This window comes from Azospirillum sp. TSH58, from assembly GCF_003119115.1.
GTDB lineage: Bacteria > Pseudomonadota > Alphaproteobacteria > Azospirillales > Azospirillaceae > Azospirillum.
In genome coordinates this window covers 2946467-2965932 of the sequence record NZ_CP022364.1, presented here as the reverse complement: position 1 = coordinate 2965932, position 19466 = coordinate 2946467, and the positions used below count along the sequence as shown (strand labels likewise).

28 protein-coding genes and 1 pseudogene are annotated in these 19466 nt (G+C 67.9%); 28 read left to right on the top strand and 1 reads right to left on the bottom strand.

From position 1 onward, the window contains the following. Positions 1 to 382: 382 nt before the first annotated feature. Positions 383 to 628, bottom strand: a complete 246-nt coding sequence (locus tag TSH58p_RS17600; protein ID WP_109067720.1) for a helix-turn-helix domain-containing protein — start codon at positions 626 to 628, stop codon at positions 383 to 385. Positions 629 to 690: 62 nt separating this feature from the next. Here TSH58p_RS17600 and TSH58p_RS17595 point away from each other — a divergent pair, with 62 nt between their 5' ends. The 28 genes and pseudogenes from TSH58p_RS17595 to TSH58p_RS34685 all read left to right on the top strand — a co-directional run. Beyond that, positions 691 to 1110, top strand: coding sequence for a helix-turn-helix transcriptional regulator (locus TSH58p_RS17595; protein ID WP_109067719.1), 420 nt, complete (start codon positions 691 to 693; stop codon positions 1108 to 1110). Between the two features lie 235 nt (positions 1111 to 1345). Further along, positions 1346 to 1630 carry a hypothetical protein gene (locus TSH58p_RS17590; protein ID WP_109067718.1) on the top strand — a complete coding sequence of 95 codons (285 nt, stop codon included), beginning with the start codon at positions 1346 to 1348 and terminating at the stop codon, positions 1628 to 1630. 49 nt (positions 1631 to 1679) lie between these two features. Beyond that, complete coding sequence (locus TSH58p_RS17585; RefSeq protein ID WP_109067717.1) at positions 1680 to 2183, top strand: helix-turn-helix domain-containing protein; 504 nt, start codon at positions 1680 to 1682, stop codon at positions 2181 to 2183. A gap of 546 nt (positions 2184 to 2729) precedes the next feature. Beyond that, a complete protein-coding gene (locus TSH58p_RS17580; RefSeq protein ID WP_199229998.1) occupies positions 2730 to 2921 on the top strand; it encodes a hypothetical protein in 192 nt (63 codons plus the stop codon). A gap of 374 nt (positions 2922 to 3295) precedes the next feature. Beyond that, on the top strand, positions 3296 to 3538 hold the full coding sequence (locus tag TSH58p_RS17575; protein WP_109067716.1) for a hypothetical protein: 243 nt from the start codon (positions 3296 to 3298) through the stop codon (positions 3536 to 3538). 5 nt (positions 3539 to 3543) lie between these two features. Further along, a complete protein-coding gene (locus tag TSH58p_RS33150) occupies positions 3544 to 3720 on the top strand; it encodes a hypothetical protein (RefSeq protein ID WP_158282539.1) in 177 nt (58 codons plus the stop codon). Between the two features lie 6 nt (positions 3721 to 3726). Beyond that, positions 3727 to 4116 carry a hypothetical protein gene (locus TSH58p_RS17570; RefSeq protein WP_109067715.1) on the top strand — a complete coding sequence of 130 codons (390 nt, stop codon included), beginning with the start codon at positions 3727 to 3729 and terminating at the stop codon, positions 4114 to 4116. After that, positions 4109 to 5125, top strand: a complete 1017-nt coding sequence (locus TSH58p_RS17565) for a phage Gp37/Gp68 family protein (protein WP_109067714.1) — start codon at positions 4109 to 4111, stop codon at positions 5123 to 5125. Before TSH58p_RS17570 ends, TSH58p_RS17565 begins: the two co-directional genes overlap by 8 nt. Next, complete coding sequence (locus tag TSH58p_RS17560; RefSeq protein ID WP_109067713.1) at positions 5122 to 5343, top strand: phage tail assembly protein; 222 nt, start codon at positions 5122 to 5124, stop codon at positions 5341 to 5343. Before TSH58p_RS17565 ends, TSH58p_RS17560 begins: the two co-directional genes overlap by 4 nt. Further along, the gene (locus TSH58p_RS17555; RefSeq protein ID WP_109067712.1) at positions 5340 to 5624 is read left to right on the top strand and encodes a hypothetical protein; all 285 of its coding nucleotides are present in this window, start codon (positions 5340 to 5342) and stop codon (positions 5622 to 5624) included. The genes TSH58p_RS17560 and TSH58p_RS17555 overlap by 4 nt, the downstream gene beginning before the upstream one ends. Further along, positions 5621 to 5836 carry a hypothetical protein gene (locus TSH58p_RS17550; protein ID WP_109067711.1) on the top strand — a complete coding sequence of 72 codons (216 nt, stop codon included), beginning with the start codon at positions 5621 to 5623 and terminating at the stop codon, positions 5834 to 5836. Before TSH58p_RS17555 ends, TSH58p_RS17550 begins: the two co-directional genes overlap by 4 nt. Further along, positions 5833 to 6531, top strand: a complete 699-nt coding sequence (locus TSH58p_RS17545; RefSeq protein ID WP_109067710.1) for a zinc-finger-containing protein — start codon at positions 5833 to 5835, stop codon at positions 6529 to 6531. Before TSH58p_RS17550 ends, TSH58p_RS17545 begins: the two co-directional genes overlap by 4 nt. Continuing rightward, the gene (locus tag TSH58p_RS17540) at positions 6528 to 7199 is read left to right on the top strand and encodes a 3'-5' exonuclease (protein ID WP_109067709.1); all 672 of its coding nucleotides are present in this window, start codon (positions 6528 to 6530) and stop codon (positions 7197 to 7199) included. The genes TSH58p_RS17545 and TSH58p_RS17540 overlap by 4 nt, the downstream gene beginning before the upstream one ends. 1 nt (position 7200) lies before the next feature. Further along, on the top strand, positions 7201 to 8052 hold the full coding sequence (locus TSH58p_RS17535) for a PD-(D/E)XK nuclease family protein (protein ID WP_109067708.1): 852 nt from the start codon (positions 7201 to 7203) through the stop codon (positions 8050 to 8052). 5 nt (positions 8053 to 8057) lie between these two features. After that, a complete protein-coding gene (locus tag TSH58p_RS17530; protein WP_109067707.1) occupies positions 8058 to 9140 on the top strand; it encodes a recombinase RecT in 1083 nt (360 codons plus the stop codon). Between the two features lie 14 nt (positions 9141 to 9154). Continuing rightward, the gene (locus TSH58p_RS17525) at positions 9155 to 10867 is read left to right on the top strand and encodes a hypothetical protein (RefSeq protein WP_109067706.1); all 1713 of its coding nucleotides are present in this window, start codon (positions 9155 to 9157) and stop codon (positions 10865 to 10867) included. Beyond that, entirely contained in the window at positions 10867 to 11205 is a 339-nt protein-coding gene (locus TSH58p_RS17520) for a hypothetical protein (protein ID WP_109067705.1), read from the top strand. The genes TSH58p_RS17525 and TSH58p_RS17520 overlap by 1 nt, the downstream gene beginning before the upstream one ends. Next, complete coding sequence (locus TSH58p_RS17515; RefSeq protein WP_109067704.1) at positions 11205 to 11582, top strand: hypothetical protein; 378 nt, start codon at positions 11205 to 11207, stop codon at positions 11580 to 11582. Before TSH58p_RS17520 ends, TSH58p_RS17515 begins: the two co-directional genes overlap by 1 nt. An 8-nt stretch (positions 11583 to 11590) precedes the next feature. Further along, entirely contained in the window at positions 11591 to 12073 is a 483-nt protein-coding gene (locus TSH58p_RS17510) for a hypothetical protein (RefSeq protein ID WP_109067703.1), read from the top strand. A 2-nt stretch (positions 12074 to 12075) separates the two neighbouring features. Beyond that, positions 12076 to 14289, top strand: a complete 2214-nt coding sequence (locus tag TSH58p_RS17505) for a DNA cytosine methyltransferase (RefSeq protein WP_109067702.1) — start codon at positions 12076 to 12078, stop codon at positions 14287 to 14289. A gap of 238 nt (positions 14290 to 14527) precedes the next feature. Continuing rightward, the gene (locus TSH58p_RS17500; RefSeq protein ID WP_109067701.1) at positions 14528 to 14965 is read left to right on the top strand and encodes a hypothetical protein; all 438 of its coding nucleotides are present in this window, start codon (positions 14528 to 14530) and stop codon (positions 14963 to 14965) included. Between the two features lie 10 nt (positions 14966 to 14975). Then, complete coding sequence (locus tag TSH58p_RS17495; RefSeq protein WP_109067700.1) at positions 14976 to 15716, top strand: hypothetical protein; 741 nt, start codon at positions 14976 to 14978, stop codon at positions 15714 to 15716. Then, the gene (locus TSH58p_RS17490) at positions 15716 to 16078 is read left to right on the top strand and encodes a hypothetical protein (protein WP_109067699.1); all 363 of its coding nucleotides are present in this window, start codon (positions 15716 to 15718) and stop codon (positions 16076 to 16078) included. The genes TSH58p_RS17495 and TSH58p_RS17490 overlap by 1 nt, the downstream gene beginning before the upstream one ends. 2 nt (positions 16079 to 16080) lie before the next feature. Continuing rightward, positions 16081 to 16887, top strand: coding sequence for a hypothetical protein (locus TSH58p_RS17485; protein WP_109067698.1), 807 nt, complete (start codon positions 16081 to 16083; stop codon positions 16885 to 16887). Continuing rightward, on the top strand, positions 16880 to 17191 hold the full coding sequence (locus tag TSH58p_RS17480; protein ID WP_109067697.1) for a hypothetical protein: 312 nt from the start codon (positions 16880 to 16882) through the stop codon (positions 17189 to 17191). The genes TSH58p_RS17485 and TSH58p_RS17480 overlap by 8 nt, the downstream gene beginning before the upstream one ends. Beyond that, entirely contained in the window at positions 17184 to 17939 is a 756-nt protein-coding gene (locus TSH58p_RS17475) for a hypothetical protein (protein WP_109067696.1), read from the top strand. The genes TSH58p_RS17480 and TSH58p_RS17475 overlap by 8 nt, the downstream gene beginning before the upstream one ends. After that, positions 17932 to 18294, top strand: coding sequence for a helix-turn-helix domain-containing protein (locus TSH58p_RS17470; RefSeq protein WP_158282538.1), 363 nt, complete (start codon positions 17932 to 17934; stop codon positions 18292 to 18294). Before TSH58p_RS17475 ends, TSH58p_RS17470 begins: the two co-directional genes overlap by 8 nt. A gap of 9 nt (positions 18295 to 18303) precedes the next feature. Continuing rightward, positions 18304 to 19338, top strand: a pseudogene (locus tag TSH58p_RS34685) (tyrosine-type recombinase/integrase); the annotation flags it as partial. Positions 19339 to 19466 lie beyond the last annotated feature (128 nt).

Below are 19466 nucleotides of genomic sequence, written 5' to 3'. Positions count from 1 at the left end.
CCCTCTGCTGGTCCAGCAGGATCATCGGCCTCCCGCAGCGGCGGCACTTCATCGAGCCTTTGCAGAGGCTGCCCCGTCGCTTCTTCAGTCGCGGCTGCGATTCCGGCATTTTCGCCGCTGGCGTCGCCGCCAGCCTTGGGCGCCCCGGACGGCGCCGTCTGTGCCACGGCGAGAGCGCCGCGGATTTCCCACACTGTCGCGCCAAACCAGTTGGCCAGCGTCTGGACCTTCACGCGCTTGTCAGCGTGGTGCTTGATGGTCGCGATCTCGGCGGGAGTGAAGATCTTCATCGGACGTCCTTCGGGAAGAAGGAGGCGGGGCAGCGCTACAGCGCCAGCCCCGCCCAGGTCGCCCGCCCACAGGGAGGAGAAGGGCGGGAAGGTCAGGCGGCAGCGGATCGAGACCGCTGCCGCTCGGCGCGACGCGCAGCCATTTGCTGCGCTATCTCGCGAAAATCGCGTTCGGAAACCTTGCCTTTGGAGACCGAGATGATCCGTTCCATCATCACGGGGTCGGGATAGCGCAGACCGGCCTCATAGCGACGGACGGTCTCAGCGCTCGCGCCAATCTGCTCGCCGAATTCAGCGAGGGTCAGTTTGCGCTTCTGTCGGTATTCGGTGAGCTTCATCCCACCAATTCACCACACAGGTGAACTTCGGGTCAATCCGAAAGGGGCCAAAAAATCACCTAATGGGTGACGGTTTGGTGAAGTGGCTTGCAAAAATTCACCAATTTGGTGATGATCGATCAACGTTACATGAGCAATTGGAGTTGGTTATGGTTCCGAACAGGCTGGCCGATCTACGTCAGGAGCGAAAGATGACGCTGAAGGATCTAGCCGGCCTCGTTGGCACCTCCTATCAGCAGGTAAACCGGCTTGAGAAAGGCGAACGCCCTTTGAGCGATCAATGGGCCGCCAAGTTCGCCCAGGCGCTTGGCGTTGAAACTTGGGAACTCTTCAAGAGTCCTTCGATTGCAAATTCGAGTGCGGACGAGTTGACGCGCATCTACGAAGGCTTGGACGAGCGTCGTCGCGCCAAGTTGCTTGAGTACGCTCGCGACATGGCCGCTGCCCAGCTTGCCGAGCGACCGGCTGAAACCACGCCCTGAATGGCACCTTAGAGCCGTAAGCCGGGCATCGCGGATTCGCGTGATGTCCGGCTTTTTTATGCCCGCAGCTTGCTGCACATTTCACCAATCAGATCGTCGCCACGACCGAGGCGACGAAATAATTCACCCATCAGGTGAATAAGTCTATTGACATAAATTCACCTGTCTGGTGATGATCACCCTCACAACCGACCGAACGGGGTAGCCCGGCGGCGGTCCTGATGAGGGAAACCGCATGTCCTCCACCGATCACTGCGCCGCCAGCCGCCTGACCCGTTGCATGGGCGCCGCTTCCCTGGTGATCCAGCCACACCACGAAGAGGCGGGCACGATGCTGGCTTTCATCGAGGATGCCGCTGGAAAGCAACGGTCGGTGCGCCTCCCCGTCACGCCCGACACCGCCACCAAGCTGCGGATCGATGCGGACGGCCAGTTCTTCAACACCGCTCAAGACGCACGCGCTTGGCTCTTCAAGCAGTCGATGGCCCTCGCCTGCCCGGCGGCCAGCAGCGCCGCGTAGCGCCCCTATCCCTTCCTTTCACCCACAAGCACCGAACAGGAGCCTGCTCATGAACGCCGTCTCGTCCAACCGCATCGCCACCGAAGCGGCCCCGTCCTCCGCCCGGGGCGCCGGCCGCCCGAAGGCCTCCGAAGGCCACCCGATTGACGTGCACGTCGGCGCCCGCGTCCGGTTGCGCCGGACCCTGCTGGGTCTGAGCCAGGAGAAGCTGGGCGAGACCATCGGCCTGACCTTCCAGCAGGTGCAGAAGTACGAACGCGGCGCGAACCGCATCAGCGCCAGCCGCCTGTTCATGCTCTCCCATGCCCTGGACGTGCCGGTGTCCTTCTTCTTCGACGACATGCCGGCGGACGCGGACGCGGCGAAGGTCGAGGACGACGCGGACACCAGCGGCCAGGACCTCGGCGCCTACGAACCGGACCCGATGGCGAAGCGCGAGACGTTGGAGCTGGTTCGCGCCTACTACCGCATCCCCGACGCCACGGTCCGCAAGCGCATGTTCGAGCTGGTCAAGGCTGTCGGCAAGTCCGGAGCCGAGCAGCCGGCGGCCTGACCGATGGGCTTCTTCAGCAAACAGGAACGCGACCTTCTGGCCGCCCTGTGCCGGGCCTTCCCCGGCTGGTGGGCGACCGACGAGACCGCCGGGGTCTGATCCCCTGATCCCGGCGCACCGGGGAGCGTCCTTTCCGTCCCTGCGGGCGCTCCCCGGGACCTCCACCGGCCCCACCAAGAGGCCATCGCCCATGTCCACCTGCCGCCAAGCGATCCGCGCCCGCCGCAAGTCCCGCATCGACCCGCGCTATCAGGCCCACCGCGCCCGCAAGCGGGTCTTCAGGGGTCACGTCCAGACGAAGAAGGCGTGACCGCCGCTCATACCCGCGCCCCGGCGCGCTCCAGCCCCTAACGGTCCGGCCGCAGGGGTTTGGGGCCGTAGAGGGGCGTGACGAGGTTCACCACGCCTGCTGGGTGTCGGCGCCGGCTAACCAGCGGAGTTTACCAGTGCGGTAGTGGGAGCGCGGCAGCGCCACCGGACCGCTAGGCCGAAAGGCAAAACTGTGGATGCCCCTCACCCTTCAACCAGCCCCAGCACGAGGCCCCCATGAGCAACCCGATCACCTTTCCCTTCAGCATCGGCGACACCGTGAAGATCAAGGCCAGCAGCGAAACCGGCGCGGTGCGCGGTCTCAGCATCGTCGCCAGCGGCGTCACCTCCGCCCTGGTCCACTACAAGGCCGCCGACGGCCGCGCCCAGGAGTGCTGGTGGGAAACCGACGTGCTCGAAGCCGTCTGATCCGGGCGGCAACCGAACAGCCCCGTGGACGGTGAAAGCCCGTCGCGGGGCTTAAGGGCGTGAGAGAGCCGCGGCGTGTCAGCCCACCGGGAAAACTACGGATCGCGCAGGACCGAGGTGGGCATGTGGCCGGCGTCGGCGCGGAGATAGAAGCCGGCTCTCTCACCCCCACCGCCAGCAGGGAGGTCGAGATGTCCTTATAGCCACAGCGCCCGCGCCGGGCCGCAACCGGCGCAGCACCAGACGAAGAGATTTTTTCATTCGTGTGAGTGCGATTCGCAGGGCCAGCGGGGCGGTCCCATCCACCGCCCCGCCGGTTGCCGAGAGCAGGGGAAACCGCCTGCTGTCGCCAGCCGAATTCAGGAGCTTTCCCCATGGCTTACGCCCCGAAAGACCTCAGCGTCCTGGCCTACGCCAACAGCTTCACGCTCTGGCACTACGCGACGCAGCACGACCTCACCCAGGTTGACGAGCCCAGCTACTTCGACGGTGCGTCCGACGCGCTGCGCATCGGCGACCAGATCACGATCAACGCCAGCGGGCGGAACACCTTCCGCTTCGTCGAGGCCGTGGACAGCCGCGCGGGCACCGTCCGCATCGGCAAGCCGGAGGCCTGATCGCCATGGCCCAGGTCTCCAACCGCGCCACCTTCTTCTGGCTGTGCGCCACGGCCCTCCGCCACGGCGGCCCGGTGACCAGCAGCTACGTCCGGGACAGCCTCCTCCACATGGCCCAGAACGGCGCCGACCCGCTGATCCAGCGCCGCGCGGCGATCGCGCTGGGCCTGCAGGCGGGGTGACCAGCCATGGACCCGATCAACGAGGCTGAAGCCGCCGACGACATGGCCCACACCCGCGGACGGGTGAAGGCCCTGGAGCGCTGCAGCTACACCACCGACCCGACGGCGGCGGCCGACCGCTGGGCGGGGCGGGCCGAGCGGTTCCGCAACACGGCACTGCGGATGGCCTTCATCTGCAAGCTGCTGCGCGCCTACCCGAAGTCCTCGCCGCTCGAAGACCCGGAACTCAGGCGCTCGTACTCGCTGACCGACGCGAGGAAGGAACTGCACTTCCAGCACGAGCAGCACGTTCGGGCGCGGGAGCAGGAAGCGAACTGGCGCCGGATGGCCGAGCAGGACGCTGAAGCTGAAACAGCCGGCAGCACGCCGGGAGCCATGGAGCAGGACCATGGGTGAGAACAGCAAAATTGAGTGGTGCCACAGCACGTTCAATCCGTGGCGGGGTTGCCGCGCCCTCTCCCCCGCTTGCGACAACTGCTATGCTAAGACGCTGGTCGAGGGGCGGCTGGGCGAGTCCTTCGATTCCCGGACCCGCGCCGCGGGAAGCACCTGGAAACAGCCACTCTCATGGAACCGGAAGGCCGCCAAGCTGGGCGTCCGGTACCGGGTGTTCTGCGCCTCGCTGGCCGACGTCTTCGACGCCGAGGTGCCCGACGAGTGGCGAGACGACCTGTTCGCGCTGATCGCGGCAACGCCGCATCTCGACTGGCTGCTGCTGACCAAGCGCCCCAAGGTGGCGCGGGACTATGCCGACCGGGCGGCGCGCTGCGGGGAGCACTGGCTGGCTGACAAGGGGGCGCCGCCTGTTCAGTGGCCGCTGCCCAACGTCTGGCTCGGCACCACGGTCGAGAACCAGGCCATGGCCGAGGCGCGCATCCCGCATCTGCTGGCAACGCCCGCCGCCGTGCGGTTCCTGTCCTGCGAACCGCTGCTTGGGCCGCTGAACATCTCCAACTATCTCTGGCCGGTGCATGGCTGGTGGAAGGGGCCTTACCACAGCTATCGGGAGGCCAAGGCAGCCGGCGCTGAATGCGGGCTGAAGCGACAGGCACTGGTTAGCGCTCATGCTCGCTTTGTGGATTGGGTGATCGCTGGCGGGGAGTCCGGCCCGAAGGCTCGTCCGTCGCATCCTGACTGGTTCCGGTCCCTGCGCGACCAGTGCGCCGCCGCTGGCGTGCCGTTCCTGATGAAGCAGTGGGGAGAATGGGCGCCGACCCAGCCCGTCCCCGGTGGTGACCTGGGCGGCGACATGCGCGCCGGCCGCGTGCGGATCGTCAAGCCGGCGGGCGAGAACGATGGACATTTCCGGCGCGGCGACGCGCTGATGGAGCGCGTCGGCAAGAAGTCCGCCGGCCGCATGCTCGACGGCGTGCTGCACGACGCCCTGCCGGCGGTGCGGTCATGACCGGGCGCCCTCCCTCCAATCCCTTCGCCGCCGCCAAGCGGAACGCCGCCCCAGAGCCGCTGACCGCTCCGCCGGAGCAGGCCTGCACCCTCTTCGCCCGCAAGCCGAAGCTGCCGATTGAGGCGCGCGACCAGCTCAAGCTCGCCTACGCCGCTGCCCACGGACGCTTTGCGCCGGGCAACCGCGTCGGATGGATTCTTCGGAAGGGGAACAGATGATGGCAAAGCGCCTCACCACCTCCTCGGGCATCTACTGCAACGCCTACCTCGAAATGCGGCGCGAGCTGCGGGATTGCAGCGACGCGGAACTCCGCAAGGCAATCGGCGAAGCACAGGCACTCATTGAGGGGACGCAGCCCATCAACAAGCGAGGGCTTTCGGTTCCGACGGCCAGCTGGTGGACCAGCATGGCCCAGATCGATGCCGCGACCGACCTGCTGATGGAACGCAGCGTCCGCACGGTCGAACCTTCCCCAATCCCTTCCGCGAAGGGTGAATGACCATGCCCTCCACCTACGCCATCGAACCCGCCGATGGGCAGTTCGACGCCGCGCTGATCCGGCGCAACGGCGCCTCCCTGCTGATCACCGGCCTGAATTGCGACCACCCGGACGGACACAACCGCCTCGCCCAGCTGCTGGTCGACATCCTGGCCCGGCCCGAGGTGGATGCGCTGATCGCCGAGGTGCTGGGCGAGAAGGTGCCCGCATGAAGCCCGCCGCCCCCACCATGCCCGCCCTGAAGTGCCCGGACTGCGGCGCGCCGATGCGGCTGCAGCCGACCCCCAGCACCTTCAAGACGCCGAACCCCTTCACCTATCTGTGCGACCGCCGGGCCGCCGGCTGTGGCGGGCTGATGAGCGCGCACCCCGACGGCACGCCGCAGGGCGCCCCCGTTGCCGCGGATCTGCGCCGCGCCCGCCGGATGGCGCATCAGGTGTTCGACCGGCTGTGGCAGACGGCGCCGCACCATTACCAAGTCGCTGAGACTGGCGCCGCCCGCGTGGTCGCCTTCAAGCGTATCCAGGATGCCGCCCGGAACCGGGCTTATGCCTACGTCGCCGCGCATCTCGGCATGAGCCGGGACGCCTGCCACATCGGCAAGATCACAGACATCGAAACGCTGCGCGCCTTCTACGGCATCGCCCGGCGCGCCACGCCCCTGACCGTTCGCGACTGGTGGAAGAAGCTGCAGGCGGAGGAGGCGACGTTGAAGCCGATCCCGGCTGACGCGCTGCCCGCCCTGGTCGGCCATCCCATCCGCCTGAAGGGCGCCGGGACTTGGGTCCTCGTTCGGATCAAAGGCGACACGCTGTTCCTGCACTCCCCCACCAACAACCGCAAGCGGATGGCCTGCGCCAATCAGGCGCTGTACCCGCGCGCGGCCCAGCCCTCCGAGGCCCCATGACCGCCGCCTTGATTTTTGACACCGAAACGACGGACCTGCCGCTCTGGTCCGAGCGCTCGACCCATCCCGACCAGCCCCACATCGTGCAGCTGGCCGCGCTGCTGAGCCGCGCCGACGGCGACGTCTCGGGCAGCATGAACGTCATCGTCCGCCCCTCCGGCTACACCAGCATGCCGCAGAAGGCGTTCGAGACGCACGGCATTTCCTTCGAGCGGGCCATGGACGAGGGAATCCCCCTCGCCGATGCGCTGGACGAGTTCAACGCGCTGATGGCCCTGACCGATGAGCTGGTGGCCCACAATATTAGCTTCGACGTCCGGCTGATGCGCATCGCTTTCCTACGCGCCGGGAAGGAGCCCGCCCGCGAGAACCTCCCGAAGGTCTGCACGATGACGGCGGCGACCCGGCTGGTGAACCTGCCCCCCACCGACCGCATGCGGGCCGCCGGCTTCAACAAGCCCAAGTCCCCGAGCCTCGCCGAGTGCATCCGGCACTTCTTCGGCGAGGATCTCGACGGGGCGCACGATGCCATGGTTGATGTCCGCGCCTGCGCGCGGGTCTACTGGCACCTGAAGGGGCTGGGCGTGGCTCCAGCCAAGGCTGCTCCGGCCAAGGCCCCGGCGCCGAAGGTCAGCGCCGCCGGCCTCGACCTGACGGGGGTGCTGTGAGATGAGCGCCCCCTTCGAACCGACCATCGTCCGCTCGTCTTCGCTGTCCGGCTATCCGGACTGCCCCCGCCGCAGCGCCGCCAAGCTGTTCCGCCGCGAGGTGCTGGCCGCCGGTTACAGGCTGCGCGAACTCCCGAACGGCATCGGCGCCGCGGTCGGGACGGCGGTTCACGCCGGCGCCGCCGTGATCCTGCAGGAGAAGGCCAAGACGGGCGGCCTGCCGCCGATCTCGACCGCCACCGACGCGGCCATCGACAGCCTGCGCACCACCGCGGCGAAGGGCATCGGCTATGACCGCGAGACGCCGGCGCTGAACGAGGCCGAGCAGCAGGCGGAGCGGATGGTACGGGTCTACCGCGCCCAGATCGCGCCCGACATCCAGCCGCTGATCGTCGAGGAGCGGCTGGAGGCGCAGGTGACCGCCGACATCATCCTGTCCGGCCAGAGCGACGTGATCGCCCGCGAGCCGGGCCGGGTGCGCGACCTGAAGACCGGCAAGGCCCGCTCCAACCACAAGCCGCAGCTCGGCAGCTACAGCCTGCTGGCGCGCTCCAACGGAATTGACGTGACCGAGGCCTGCGAGGACTTCATTCAGCGCGCGCCGCTGAAGAAGCCGCAGCCGGACGCGCAGATCATCAAGCACGACCTGGCCGCCGCCGAGACCGCGGCCATCGCCGTGCTTCGTCACATTGAGGACGACTTGAAGTCGTTCCGCCTGGGCAACCCCAGCGTGGGCGTTCTGCCCGGCGACGCCTGGGCTTTCCCCGCCAATCCCAACAGCAAGCTCTGCTCCGCGAAGTGGTGCCCCGCGCACGGGACATCCTTCTGCCGCGAGCATATGAGCGAGGAGTGATTCCTATGGCGCAGCAGCTCGCTTCCGGGCAACGCCCCCCTCTCGCGGCCCCCGCGGGAAATGAACAAAACACCATCCAGAAGCTTCTCCAGTCGCCCAAGACGGTTCAGCGCTTCCAGCAACTCGTGCCGCGCCACCTCAACCCAGAACGCATGCTCCGGGTCATGGCGCAAGCGGTCTACAAGACGCCGAAGCTGGCCGAATGCGAGCCCGTCACGCTGCTTGGCTCCATGATGGCGTGCGCCTCGTTCGGTCTGGAGCCGAACACCCCCCTCGGCCACGCCTACCTGATCCCCTTCGAGAAGAAGCGGAAGCAGGGCAACCAGTGGGTGACGGATCGGGTCGATGTCAATCTCATCATCGGCTACCGCGGTTTCATCGACCTCGCCCGCCGCTCCGGCAATCTCGTGTCGATCCACGCCGATGTGGTTTACGGCGCCTACGCCGACATGCCTGCCGACGAGTTCAGTTTCGAGTACGGCTCGAACATGCATCTGCGGCACGTCCCCATCGGCGACAACCAGGGCCGTCCGCCGATCTGGGCTTATGCCCACGCCAGTTTGAAGGATGGGCAGGCCTTCGAGGTGCTGCCCTATGCCCGTGTGCTCCGCATCCGCGACAACTCGCAGGGTTTCCAGGCCGCCCTCGCGTCCAAGCGGGATGCGGAGCGAAACCCCCAGAAGGACGGCTGGAAGATGCGCTCGTTCGACGCATCGCCCTGGGTGGCTCACGAACACGAGATGGCGGCCAAGACGATGGTTCGGCGCATTTCGAAGGTGCTGCCGATGTCCATTGAGTTCGCCAACGCGGTCCAGCTCGACGCGATGAGCGACACGGGCGGTGTGAACTACGCCGCCTTCTCCGATGGCGTGGACATGAGCGTGGCTGACGTCTCCTCCGCGGCTATCGAGCACCAGCCTGAAGAGGACCTCAACTCGGGATTCGCGGTGGACGAGCAGAATGAACGGGAGGCTGCCGAAGTCGAGCGCGGCCAAGCGACCGATGACAAGCCCGCCCCGCGCAACAAGTCAGCCACACCGAAGGACGCCCCGCCCTCGGACGCCGCCAGCCTGTTCGCCGCCACCTGATCCGGGAGACGTCCATGAAAGCAAATATCCGGGACTTCCAGGTGGTCGAGCGTGCCGACCTGGAGATCGAAGGCATCACGCTGGTCGCCGGCCGCAACAGCCAGGGCAAGTCCAGCATCGCCAAGGGCCTCGCCGCAGCGCTGACCGGCACCGTCCAGCTCGGCGGGCTGCTGAAGAAGGACGGCGGGAAACTGGTCCGCGCCGGCTGCTCAACGGCCTATGCGGTGGTGCAGTCCGAGTCCGGCAAGGCCACGGCCTCCTGGCCGAAGTGCGAGTTCATCACCGACGGCACGCCGCCGGCCATCAACGCCCACGCCGCCGGGCTGGAGCATCTGGTGGACATGAAGCCGCAGGATCGCGCCACCTTCCTTGCCAGGGCGCTCCACACCGCGCCCGACAAGGACGACCTACTGCAGGCCTTCACCGATGCCGGGATTCCGGCTCCTGTGGTCGAGAAGGTCTGGGCCGACATCGAGGCCATCGGCTGGGACGGCAAGGCCGCCGACGTGAAGGACAAGGGCGCCCGGTTCAAGGGCCGGTGGGAGGGCGTGACCGGCGAGAAATATGGGTCGGAGAAGGCCAAGGGCTGGCTCCCGAAGGACTGGACCGCCGATCTGACCGAGGCCGAACTGGACGATCTGTCGTCGGTGGTTGGCGAGAACCAGCTTGACCTGGAGAAGGCCATCGCCGGCGCCGCGGTGGATCAATCCGAGATCGACCGCCTCACCGCCGCCTCCGCCGACGTCGAGTCCCTGCATAAGGCGTCGATGGATGCGGAGGTCGTCGCGTCGCAAGCCGAGGTCGCCTACAAGTCCGCCAAGCGGGAACTGGACGATCTGCCCCCGGCACAGCAGCCGGACGCCCTCGCCTGCCCCTGCTGCAAAGCGGCTCTGCAGGTAAACGGGCACGGCCCGACCATGGAACTGGTCCAAGCTGCCACGCTGTCCGATGTCGAGCTGAAGAAGCGCCAGACGGCCATCAACATCGCCGCCGGCAACGCCTCGCACGCCAAGAATCGGCTCGACGCCGCCAACCAGACCGCGGCGGATGCCCAGCGTGCGCATCAGGCGGCCCACGACGCCGCCCAGCAGCTGGCCGCCCTGAAGGCCAAGGGAGGCACCGGCAGCGCCTCCGATGTCCAGGCTGCGCGCGACCGGCTGGCTCTGGCGCAGCGCCGGCACTCCGCGCTGAAGGCGAAGCTGGAAGCGGACGAGCTGTCCAAGCAGCTGGCCGTGAACGCGCTGGTGCAGACCCTGCTTTCGCCGGAAGGCCTGCGCAAGGCGAAGCTGCTGAAGGTGCTTGACACCTTCAACGGCGGCCCGCTGGCTGAACTGTGCGCTGCCGCCGGCTGGCAGCCGGTCCGGATCGAGCCGGATCTGTCCGTCACCTATGGCGGGCGAGCCTACCCGCTGCTGTCCGGTCTCGGACCCCAGCTCTCCAGCGACCAGTTCCGCGTGCGCGCCGTCCTGCAGGTCGCCCTGGCCAAGGTGGAAGGGCATGGGCTGGTCATCATCGACGCCGCCGACGTGCTGGATCATCTGGGGCGCGGCGGTCTGATCCAGATGCTGCGCGCCGCCGACGTCGCCGCCGTGGTGTGCATGACCTTCGGCAAGCCCGACCTCGTGCCGGACCTGCAGGCCGCGGGCATGGGCATGTCCTACTGGATCGACGGCGGCATCGCGCGACCGCTGGCCGAGGTGAAGGCCGCCAAGCAGGAGGCTGCTTGATGGGCGCCGCGATCATCAAGACCATCGAAGCCATGACCGCCGCCGCCCTTTTCCTGATGGCGGTTCATGGCCTCCCCGTGTGGGCGGAGAACGTTGCGTTCTTCGCCGCCTACGGGCTCGTCGGCCTCTACTTCCTCGGCGCGTTCGTCATGCTCGCGTCCGAGAAGCGGCCCACCCCCTCCACCCGCGCCCAGCGCTATCTGCGCCGGTCCATCGTCTTCACCTTGGTAATCGGCATGGCCGCCGCCGGCATGTTCATGGCCGCCAGCGTCGCCGCGATCAGCCTTTTCATCATCGCGTCCGTCGCCGACAACCGCGCCACCGGGGAGACCGCGTGATGGACGCCACCCCCAGCACCCCCGCGACCGCCGCCACGGCCGCCGAATGGGCGAAGGTCGAGCTGCTTGGCCACCGGACCCGCTACGGGTTGGCCCGTGAGGTCGAGCGCTTCGGCACCAAGATGCTCCGGATCGACGTGTTCGGTCCGGGGGCCGACACCCCGATCCTGACCGAGTTCTACGCGGGCCAAGCCCTCTTCGCCTACCGGCCCTGCACCGAGGAATGCGCCAGGGGCTGGGCCAGCGACCGATGGAACCTGCCAGAGGAGGTCCGCCCGGCCCTCCCCGCCCCCGACAAAACCAGCGTGGATGCCGAGTTCGACGTGGTGGACGGCGACGCCCGCCCCGCCGGCACCCACGACGACCTGACCTCCTGAAGGTGCCGATGATGGACGAACTGACCCACCGCACCGGCATCACCGCGACCGGCCGGCATCTCAACAGCCCCTTCGAGCCGACACAGGAGGTCCGGCACACCAACCGCCACCTTCGCGCCTGCGCTACCATGGCTCCGCCGCCCGGAGAGGCCACGGTACTGGAGCAGGTGCACCCCGACGGCCGCGTCGCCTTCCCTGACATCGTGCAATACCAGCTGAAGCGTTGGGACGAGACGGCGAAAGCCTACGTGCTGGCGGAGTTGGTCGACCTGCCGCCGACCTTCGAGACGCACCCCGACGAACATGCCCACGATCTGGCCCGGAAGGCTGGCCAGCAGCCGCGCCCGGCCACCTTGCCCTATGTGGCTGAGGTGCACGATCTGGACGCCTACGACTCGCTGAAGGCCACGGGAATCCTGCATGCCGCGCACATGACGGCGCCTGAAGACGAGCGCACGGCGGTGGACAACCGCGCTGCGCCGGGGGCGTGACGATGCTGACCGAATTCAGGGAAATCCGCCATTTTCACGTCTGCGGCGGCATCGGCGGCGGCGTGAAGGGCTTCAACCGCGGAACGGCCCGCGTCGGCAAGATGGAGGCTGTCTTCCGCTGCATCGGCTCGGTCGACGTCGATCCCGTCGCCACGACCTCGCTGGAAAGGGTGACCGGCGTGAAGGGCACGGTGTTGGACCTGTTCGACCGGCGTCAGTACATCGCCTTCCATGGGAAGGAGCCGCCGGCGGATTGGCGCCCGGCAACGGCGGAGGATTTCCGCCGCGCCGCCGGCAACGAGCGCCCGCACATCGTCTTCATGTCCACCCCCTGCAAGGGGAACAGCGGTCTCATCTCCACCAAGACGGCGCAGGCGCCGAAGTACATCGCGCTCAACGAGCTGGCGCTGCGGGCTGTCTTCCTGACGCTGGAAGCTTGGGGCGACGATCCGAACGAACTGATCCTGTTCGAGAACGTGCCCCGCATCGCCCAGCGCAGCCGCGGGCTGCTCGACAAGATCATCAAGATGCTGCACCGCTACGGCTATGCCGTCGCCGAGACCGCCCACGACTGCGGTGAGATCGGTGGGCTGGCCCAGAGCCGCAAGCGGTTCCTCATGGTGGCCCGCCACATGGCGAAGGTGCCGCCGTTCCTCTACGAGCCGCCGAAGCGTCGCCTGCGCGGTGTCGGCGAGGTGCTGGAGCGCCTGCCCCTGCCCGGCGATCCGCTGGCCGGGCCAATGCATCGTGTGCCGTCCCTGCACTGGAAGACGTGGGTTCGCCTGGCCTTCGTCGAGGCCGGTTCGGACTGGCGGTCGCTGAACCGGCTGCGTGTCGAAGACGGCGTGCTGGCCGATTATGGGATCGTGCCGGCGGGCCGGTGGCGGGACGATATCCTCGGCGTACTGCCGTGGGAGGGGACGGCGCCGACCATCACAGGGAACGCCGGCCCGACCACCGGACGGTTCAGCGTGGCCGACCCGCGCGCCACCAGCACCCGCGAAGGCACCGGATATCTCGGGGTTCAGGATTGGGAGAGCCCGTCCGGGACGGTTACCGGAAACGCTCGCCCCGGGGCGGGGGCCTTCAGCGTGGCGGACCCGCGGCACCCGGAGGGCGCCGATCAGTACGGCCAGTATGGCGTGCGCACCTGGGACCAGCCGACCGGCGCCATCATCAATGTGAAGTCGCCTGGGCAGGGGCCGCATTCGGTCGCTGATCCGCGCTACAACGAGCGCGGCCGGTTCAACAACGTCTACCGCGTCGTGCGGTGGGGTGAGCCCTCCGCCACGATCACCGCCGGGCAGGGTCCGACTTCGGGAGGAATGGCCGTTGCTGACCCGCGGGTGGAGGGCCTGCACCACGGCGTCTACGGCGTCGGGCCGTGGGAAGCGCCCGCCGGCACCGTGACCGGCGCCGCGCGACCGGGAAACGGCACCTTCACCGTTGCCGACCCGCGGTGCCAGTGGAACCCGAACGCCCACACCAGCAAGCTCCGGGTGATCCCGTACGGCGATCCGTCCTCGACCATCACCGGGAGCGCGTCATCCTCCCACGGCTTCACGTCGGGCGCCCTGTCGGTGGCGGACCCGCGCTGCTCGACCGACCGCCGGAACGGAGCGCTGGGGGTGCGGACCTGGGACGAGCCCACTGGCGCCGTTGCGGGCGAGTCCCTGCCGCCCAACGGGACCTTCTCGGTCGCCGATCCCCGGCCCGACTGCTTCCGGGATGGGAAGGAGGCCTACACGACGGGCGGGCATTACGGCGTGCTGGGATGGGATGAAACCAGCGGAGCCGTGACGGGCCACCCGAAGAACAACAACGGCCGTTGGTCCGTTGCGGACCCGCGGGAAGTCGCTGGAGATCCGATCAGCGGCCTGCCCGCCCCGGACCAGAAGATGGTCGCGGTCATCCAGGCCACCGATGGGACGTGGCACCGCCCGTTCACGACGCTGGAGCTTGCCGCGCTCCAGAGCCTCGTGGATCTCGACAACCCCTGCCTGACGCTGGCCGGCAGCAGCGATGCGGCGTGGCGCGAGCACATCGGCAACATGGTCCCTCCCGATGCCGCCGCGGCCATGGCGTCGGTGATGGGCCGCACGCTTCTGCTCGCCTGGTCTGGCGAGAGCTTCTTGCTCAGCAGCGACCGGATCTGGGTCCAGCCGCTGGAGATCGCGCTCGCCGTCGACACCAGCAGCCAGATCGCGGCGGAGTGACCGGCCATAGCCCACAACCTCATCCCGCCCGCGTCCCTGCTCTCCCAGCGCATCGACGCCTTCCAGGCCCTGCGCACCCGGATCGACCGGGCGTTCGCCGCCGGCCAGATCACCCCGCAGCGGCGGCGCGACCTGCTGGCTGCTGCCCGTGACCGGTCGGGCATCTCGACGGGCAACCTCCCCTCCGGCTCGCGCCCGCGCGCCCTGATCGGCGCCCCCAAGGCGTAAGGAGTTCGACATGAACACCAAGCCCCTGAACTCGGACGCCATCGGTCACCGCACCTGGACCGATGCCGAGTACCGCATCATCACCACGAAGGGGTGGGCGACCGTCAGCGGCAAGGCCCGAGGCTTCTTCGGTGTCCACCAAGACCAGGACACCGAGCGGCATGTGCTGACCCATCTGCCGACCGGCGTGTCGCTGGGTGGCGCCCCGGATCCGGAAGCTCCCCGGCGCGCAGCGACAGCGGTCAAGAACATGTGGGACTGGAGCTTCACCAGCTACAGCGGGCAGCCGACGCCTAATGCCATGAGGGCGATTCGCATCGTCCTGAAGAGTTTCGGCCTGACCCACCCCGACAACGCGCCGCGGTGGACCGGCCCGGAGGTCGTCGAGCGGCTGGCGGCGGCTGGATCTGCCGGCCTGCCCTCGCTGTCCACCGTCCCTGCGGCCTGAGGAGAAACCCATGCCCGATATCGATGACATCTGGGACGACGAAGAAGACCGCCAGGGGCATGTCTGGGACGAGGCGCCGAGGCGCTCCTCCGTGCAGGAGACCGCCCTGGCATCCCCCGCCGACGATCCGGCCTTCCTGCGCAAGGAAATGCTCGGCCTTCAGAGCCTCCTTAAGGAGATATACGACGCGCCGACGATGGAGGACGGATACCGCATCCTCCGCGATTGGGCGCGGCAGTTCTGGCCTGCTGATCCGGTGGCCCTCTCCACCGCTCGCGCCGTAGCACCCGCCCCGCTCCCGCTCGGCTACATCCCCATGCCGGATGGCCTGCACTCCGACACCGCCAAGCTGGTCTGCGCCTTCGCCGAAGCCCTGGCCGCCAAGCTGCGGCTGGCCGAAGCCAAGTACGGCTACAGCGACGGGTGGCGTCGGGACGCCTGGCGCGACGAGCTGGTGTCGAAGCTGGTCGAGCACGTCCACAAGGGCGACCCGCGCGACGTGGCGGCCTACTGCGCTTTCGCGTGGTTCCACGGGTGGTCTGTCACGCCCACGGCACAGGGGATGGGGTGGAACGGCACCCTGGGAAGCATCTCCGCCAGTGAGGAGCCGGGCGGCCCATTGACGGTCACGCTCACGATGGACACGCCGGCCCCGAAGTGGGTCACCTTCCAGGCCGTCTGGGACGCTCTCCGGGTTGAGGTTCGGCCCCTCCCCTCCGCCCCCTCCACCTCCGCAGGGGAGGCGAAGTGATGACCACCCAGACCGACACCACGCACATCGTGATTACCCTCGTCGTGGACGACAACTGCCCCGGCGGCATGGAAGGCTTCGCCGACGTCGGGCGCTTCCCGGCCAGTGATGAGGCGCGCATCCGGGCCATGTCCACGGACGAGCGGACCAGATGGATAGCCGATTTCTGGTGCGCCGCCGGGACCTACGACGACGTCAACCTGACCGACGAGGCCGTTTCCACGCTGCTCGGGAAGCCCGCGGCGGAACTGGTGAGCATCGGTCGGCAGAGGCTCGCACAATTCAACGACGAGGCGGCGGAGTGGTTGGCGGAGCGCCACCCGTACGCGGTCCCCACCATGATCCGCGTCCTGGGGGAATGACCATGACCACCACCGACACCGCCCCGCTGAGCGACCGCCTGCGCGATGCTATGCAGGATGCCTGGAACGATTTCTGCTCCGACACCGGACACCACCCGGACTGCTTCAGCAGGAAGGGCGCATCCCTCTACGCCGACTTCAGCGTCGGAAACTTCGCCGAAATGGTCGCGACCCGCCTGGAGTGCGCCCTGGCCGAGCGGGACCGGCTACGGAAGGAGGCCGAATACCTGCGCACGTATGCACGGACCTGTGTCACTGAGCGAAACGCCGCATATTCGGAAGTATCCAGCCTGCAAGGTTCCCTCTCCGCATCCCAGGCGCGAGAGGCCGGAATGCGGGAGGCGCTGGAGCCGTTTCTCGTCGCCGCCGCCGGGATGGCCGAGATCGACATGCCGGATGATGCCGCTGTCCTTCGCGCGTCGGCGGATTGGTGGCTGCGGTCCGGGGAGGCAGGCAAGAAGGGCCGCCCGCTGACCTTCGGCGACTTCCGCAAGCTCGCCGCCCTGCTCTCCCAGCCGGCGTCCGATGCCCTCCCCCGCAAGCTCGCCCTGTCGCTCTACGAGACGTGGACCTTCGTCCTGATGTGGGCGGTTGGGCAGGCCCACGACCATGGTGGCAAAATGCACCGGCTCCATGCCGCGATCCTGGCTCGCCTCCACGACGCGATGACCAGCGCTGCCACCGCCGGACTCCTGCTGGGCGACAGCACCGCCCGGCTGCCCGGCCTGCTCGCCGAGCACGGATTCGACCTGGAGGATCTGCTGCGGGAAACCGCGCCGGTCGAGACGAAGGAGCCTTCCCATGGCTGACCGAACCTTCCCCATCCTCTACCCGGCCCGCCCGCCGGCGGATGCTCCCCGGTCGATCCCCTGGAGCCTTGTCGCGCCCCATAGGGCACAGGCGCAGATCAACCACGGCCAGACCCTCGAACGGCTGGCCGAACGCGGTGGTCTCGCGCCCTGCGAGCTGCTGGCCGTGCTGGAAGATCGCCCCCACCGCCGCATGCACCTGGAAGACGCCATCCGGCAGGTCCGGGCGATGATCGAGGCGTTCGAGCTGGGCGCGGCGAGTGTCCGGGGCATCGCCGATCGAATCGAGGCCACCGATGCGTGACGTCCCGATCATCTTCAGCGCGCCGATGGTTCGGGCGCTCCTCGACAGCAGGAAGACGCAGACGCGCCGACTCGTCCCGCAGCCGCCGGCCGAGTGCGGGATCAACTACATGCTCGGCGAGGAGTCGTGGTTGCCGGTCGAGAAGCGGACCCCGGTGCGCCGAGCCTTCGAGGCATGGACCGGACCCCTCTTCCAGAACCGGCCGGCTGGACACCTGTGCGGCAGCTTCGACATCAGGCCGCGATTCCAGCCCAGGGATCGGCTGTGGGTGCGGGAGAACTTCGCCACATCCGACGCCTACGCCGGTCCCGGCATTCTCGGTGTGGAGTATGCGGCTGACGGCGCCACGCTGGCCTACGCCAACGGCGAGTTGCACCACAAGGAACACGGCTGCGCCCAGTATACCGGGCCATGGAAGCCCTCCATCCACATGCCCCGCTGGGCCTCACGCCTGACGCTGGTGGTCGAGCAGGTGCGGGTCGAGCGCCTCCAGGACACCACCCGCAAGGACGTCTATGCCGAGGGCGCCATCACGGACGAATGGCTCCAGTGGCGGGAGGATGCCGTGAACATCGGCATGCCGGAGGGCTCGAGCATCGAGGATGAACGCGATGTGTTCGCCCGGCTCTGGACAAGCCTCCACGGCGCCGACGCATGGGCCGCCAACCCGTGGGTGGTCGCCCTGACCTTCTCCGTCCACCGGACGAACATTGACAAGCTGGAGGCGCGGGAGGTGGCGATTGGTTGAACGGCAGTCCCATCTCCGAGTCGCGGCCGATCCGGCTCTGGCTTCATCTCTGCCTGGCGTCGAACGGGCCGTCACCGTGACCGAGGCCGCCACGGTCATGGGCGCGGACGAAAGCACGATTCGCAAGCTGGTGGTGTCCGGGGAGCTTCTCGGCTACCGACTCGGCAAGCGCGGCGTCCGCATCTATGTGTCGTCGATCCAAGATTACCAGCAACGGCGGGCCATCGTCACCGCAGGCGAGCGCAAAGCCAAGGCTCCGCCGACCGCCCCGAGGCGCAGAAACGACGCTGCCCACAAAGAGTCGCTTGCGGGTCTCGCCGCCCTTGGCATCATCTTCAAACCTATCTCGCGTTGAGAAACAGCCATGACCGTCTTCTTCGACAGCTCTCGTGAACGCTGGCGCTACGACCTGCGCGTGAGCGGGAAGCGCTACGCGGGCTATTGCGTAGATCCGGACACCGGCGCCCACGCCGCCACAAAGACCGAGGCCAAGCGAATAGAAGCGCTGGTCAAGGCGGCGGCGTTGAAGGAAGCGCCAGTGCCCGCGGCACCGGTCGAATTCACGGTCTCGCAGATGTTCATGGCCTACGCCACCCGCAAGAAGGCTCTGAAGGACTGGCCTAACAAACAGGTGTATGTCGCCGATTTGGGAGCATACTTCGATCCCGACACACCGATCACCGACCTCACTGAACAGCGCATCTGGGAGTACATAGCCTGGGCACGCGCCCAGCCGGTGATGATCTACCGCGGCGGTCCCAAGGCCCGCACCCCGGAAGAGAAGGCCGCCCGTTACGCTCCGTCGAAAGACGGGCGGACACGTGCCGACTCGACCATCAACCGATACCTCGTGACGCTACGCGAGGCCCTGGCCATCGCCCACAGCCTGAAGGACGGCGCCGGCCGCCCTCTCCTGCCCGAGATGCCGAAGGTGCCCAAGCTGGCCGAGGCCGAGCATCTGCCCCGGCCCGTCTCCGATGACGACCTCCAGGCGATCATGACCGCCGCTCCCCAGCACCTCGCCGATGGAATCATGCTGGCCCGGCTCATGGGATTCCGAAAGGGGGAGGTCTTCAGCCTGATGGTGGAGCAGATCGACTTCGTGAATCGCTGCGTCTGGCTGGATGCCGAATCGACCAAAGCGAAGCGCGCCGAAGCGGTGCCGGCCAACCCGGAAGCGATCGAACTTCTGTCCCGGCTGGTCGCCCAAGCGAAGGAGTGGAAGGTCGAGCACCTGTTCACCTACCAGCACGGCGAGAAGGGCAAGCGCCAGCCGGTGAAGAACCCAAAGCGTGCATGGCGCACAGCCTGCAAGGCTGCCGGCGTCAAGCACCGCTTCCACGACACGAAGGCGTCGTTCGTGACCGCAGTGGCTCACGTCGCTCCCGCGGCGGTGACTCAGCAGCTCGCCCGTCACAAGAGCTATGAGACCACCCGGCGGTACCTGCGTGTCGCGGACACTGCCGCCCGCTCGGCGGTCGAAGCCGCGACGATCCGGGTCACGAAGGCGGTGGTCAACGGCCCGCC

Coding starts and splice junctions, on each gene's coding strand:
- TSH58p_RS17505 (WP_109067702.1), top strand. CDS start 12,076: ATGCTGACCGAATTCAGGGAAATCCGCCATTTTCACGTCTGCGGCGGC.
- TSH58p_RS17555 (WP_109067712.1), top strand. CDS start 5,340: ATGATGGCAAAGCGCCTCACCACCTCCTCGGGCATCTACTGCAACGCC.
- TSH58p_RS17475 (WP_109067696.1), top strand. CDS start 17,184: ATGCGTGACGTCCCGATCATCTTCAGCGCGCCGATGGTTCGGGCGCTC.
- TSH58p_RS17480 (WP_109067697.1), top strand. CDS start 16,880: ATGGCTGACCGAACCTTCCCCATCCTCTACCCGGCCCGCCCGCCGGCG.
- TSH58p_RS17535 (WP_109067708.1), top strand. CDS start 7,201: ATGAGCGCCCCCTTCGAACCGACCATCGTCCGCTCGTCTTCGCTGTCC.
- TSH58p_RS17600 (WP_109067720.1), bottom strand. CDS start 628: ATGAAGCTCACCGAATACCGACAGAAGCGCAAACTGACCCTCGCTGAA.
- TSH58p_RS17520 (WP_109067705.1), top strand. CDS start 10,867: ATGGGCGCCGCGATCATCAAGACCATCGAAGCCATGACCGCCGCCGCC.
- TSH58p_RS17515 (WP_109067704.1), top strand. CDS start 11,205: ATGGACGCCACCCCCAGCACCCCCGCGACCGCCGCCACGGCCGCCGAA.
- TSH58p_RS17525 (WP_109067706.1), top strand. CDS start 9,155: ATGAAAGCAAATATCCGGGACTTCCAGGTGGTCGAGCGTGCCGACCTG.
- TSH58p_RS17570 (WP_109067715.1), top strand. CDS start 3,727: ATGGACCCGATCAACGAGGCTGAAGCCGCCGACGACATGGCCCACACC.
- TSH58p_RS17495 (WP_109067700.1), top strand. CDS start 14,976: ATGCCCGATATCGATGACATCTGGGACGACGAAGAAGACCGCCAGGGG.
- TSH58p_RS17500 (WP_109067701.1), top strand. CDS start 14,528: ATGAACACCAAGCCCCTGAACTCGGACGCCATCGGTCACCGCACCTGG.
- TSH58p_RS17530 (WP_109067707.1), top strand. CDS start 8,058: ATGGCGCAGCAGCTCGCTTCCGGGCAACGCCCCCCTCTCGCGGCCCCC.
- TSH58p_RS17550 (WP_109067711.1), top strand. CDS start 5,621: ATGACCATGCCCTCCACCTACGCCATCGAACCCGCCGATGGGCAGTTC.
- TSH58p_RS17580 (WP_199229998.1), top strand. CDS start 2,730: ATGAGCAACCCGATCACCTTTCCCTTCAGCATCGGCGACACCGTGAAG.
- TSH58p_RS17510 (WP_109067703.1), top strand. CDS start 11,591: ATGATGGACGAACTGACCCACCGCACCGGCATCACCGCGACCGGCCGG.
- TSH58p_RS17560 (WP_109067713.1), top strand. CDS start 5,122: ATGACCGGGCGCCCTCCCTCCAATCCCTTCGCCGCCGCCAAGCGGAAC.
- TSH58p_RS17485 (WP_109067698.1), top strand. CDS start 16,081: ATGACCACCACCGACACCGCCCCGCTGAGCGACCGCCTGCGCGATGCT.
- TSH58p_RS33150 (WP_158282539.1), top strand. CDS start 3,544: ATGGCCCAGGTCTCCAACCGCGCCACCTTCTTCTGGCTGTGCGCCACG.
- TSH58p_RS17545 (WP_109067710.1), top strand. CDS start 5,833: ATGAAGCCCGCCGCCCCCACCATGCCCGCCCTGAAGTGCCCGGACTGC.
- TSH58p_RS17540 (WP_109067709.1), top strand. CDS start 6,528: ATGACCGCCGCCTTGATTTTTGACACCGAAACGACGGACCTGCCGCTC.
- TSH58p_RS17565 (WP_109067714.1), top strand. CDS start 4,109: ATGGGTGAGAACAGCAAAATTGAGTGGTGCCACAGCACGTTCAATCCG.
- TSH58p_RS17590 (WP_109067718.1), top strand. CDS start 1,346: ATGTCCTCCACCGATCACTGCGCCGCCAGCCGCCTGACCCGTTGCATG.
- TSH58p_RS17595 (WP_109067719.1), top strand. CDS start 691: ATGGGTGACGGTTTGGTGAAGTGGCTTGCAAAAATTCACCAATTTGGT.
- TSH58p_RS17490 (WP_109067699.1), top strand. CDS start 15,716: ATGACCACCCAGACCGACACCACGCACATCGTGATTACCCTCGTCGTG.
- TSH58p_RS17575 (WP_109067716.1), top strand. CDS start 3,296: ATGGCTTACGCCCCGAAAGACCTCAGCGTCCTGGCCTACGCCAACAGC.
- TSH58p_RS17585 (WP_109067717.1), top strand. CDS start 1,680: ATGAACGCCGTCTCGTCCAACCGCATCGCCACCGAAGCGGCCCCGTCC.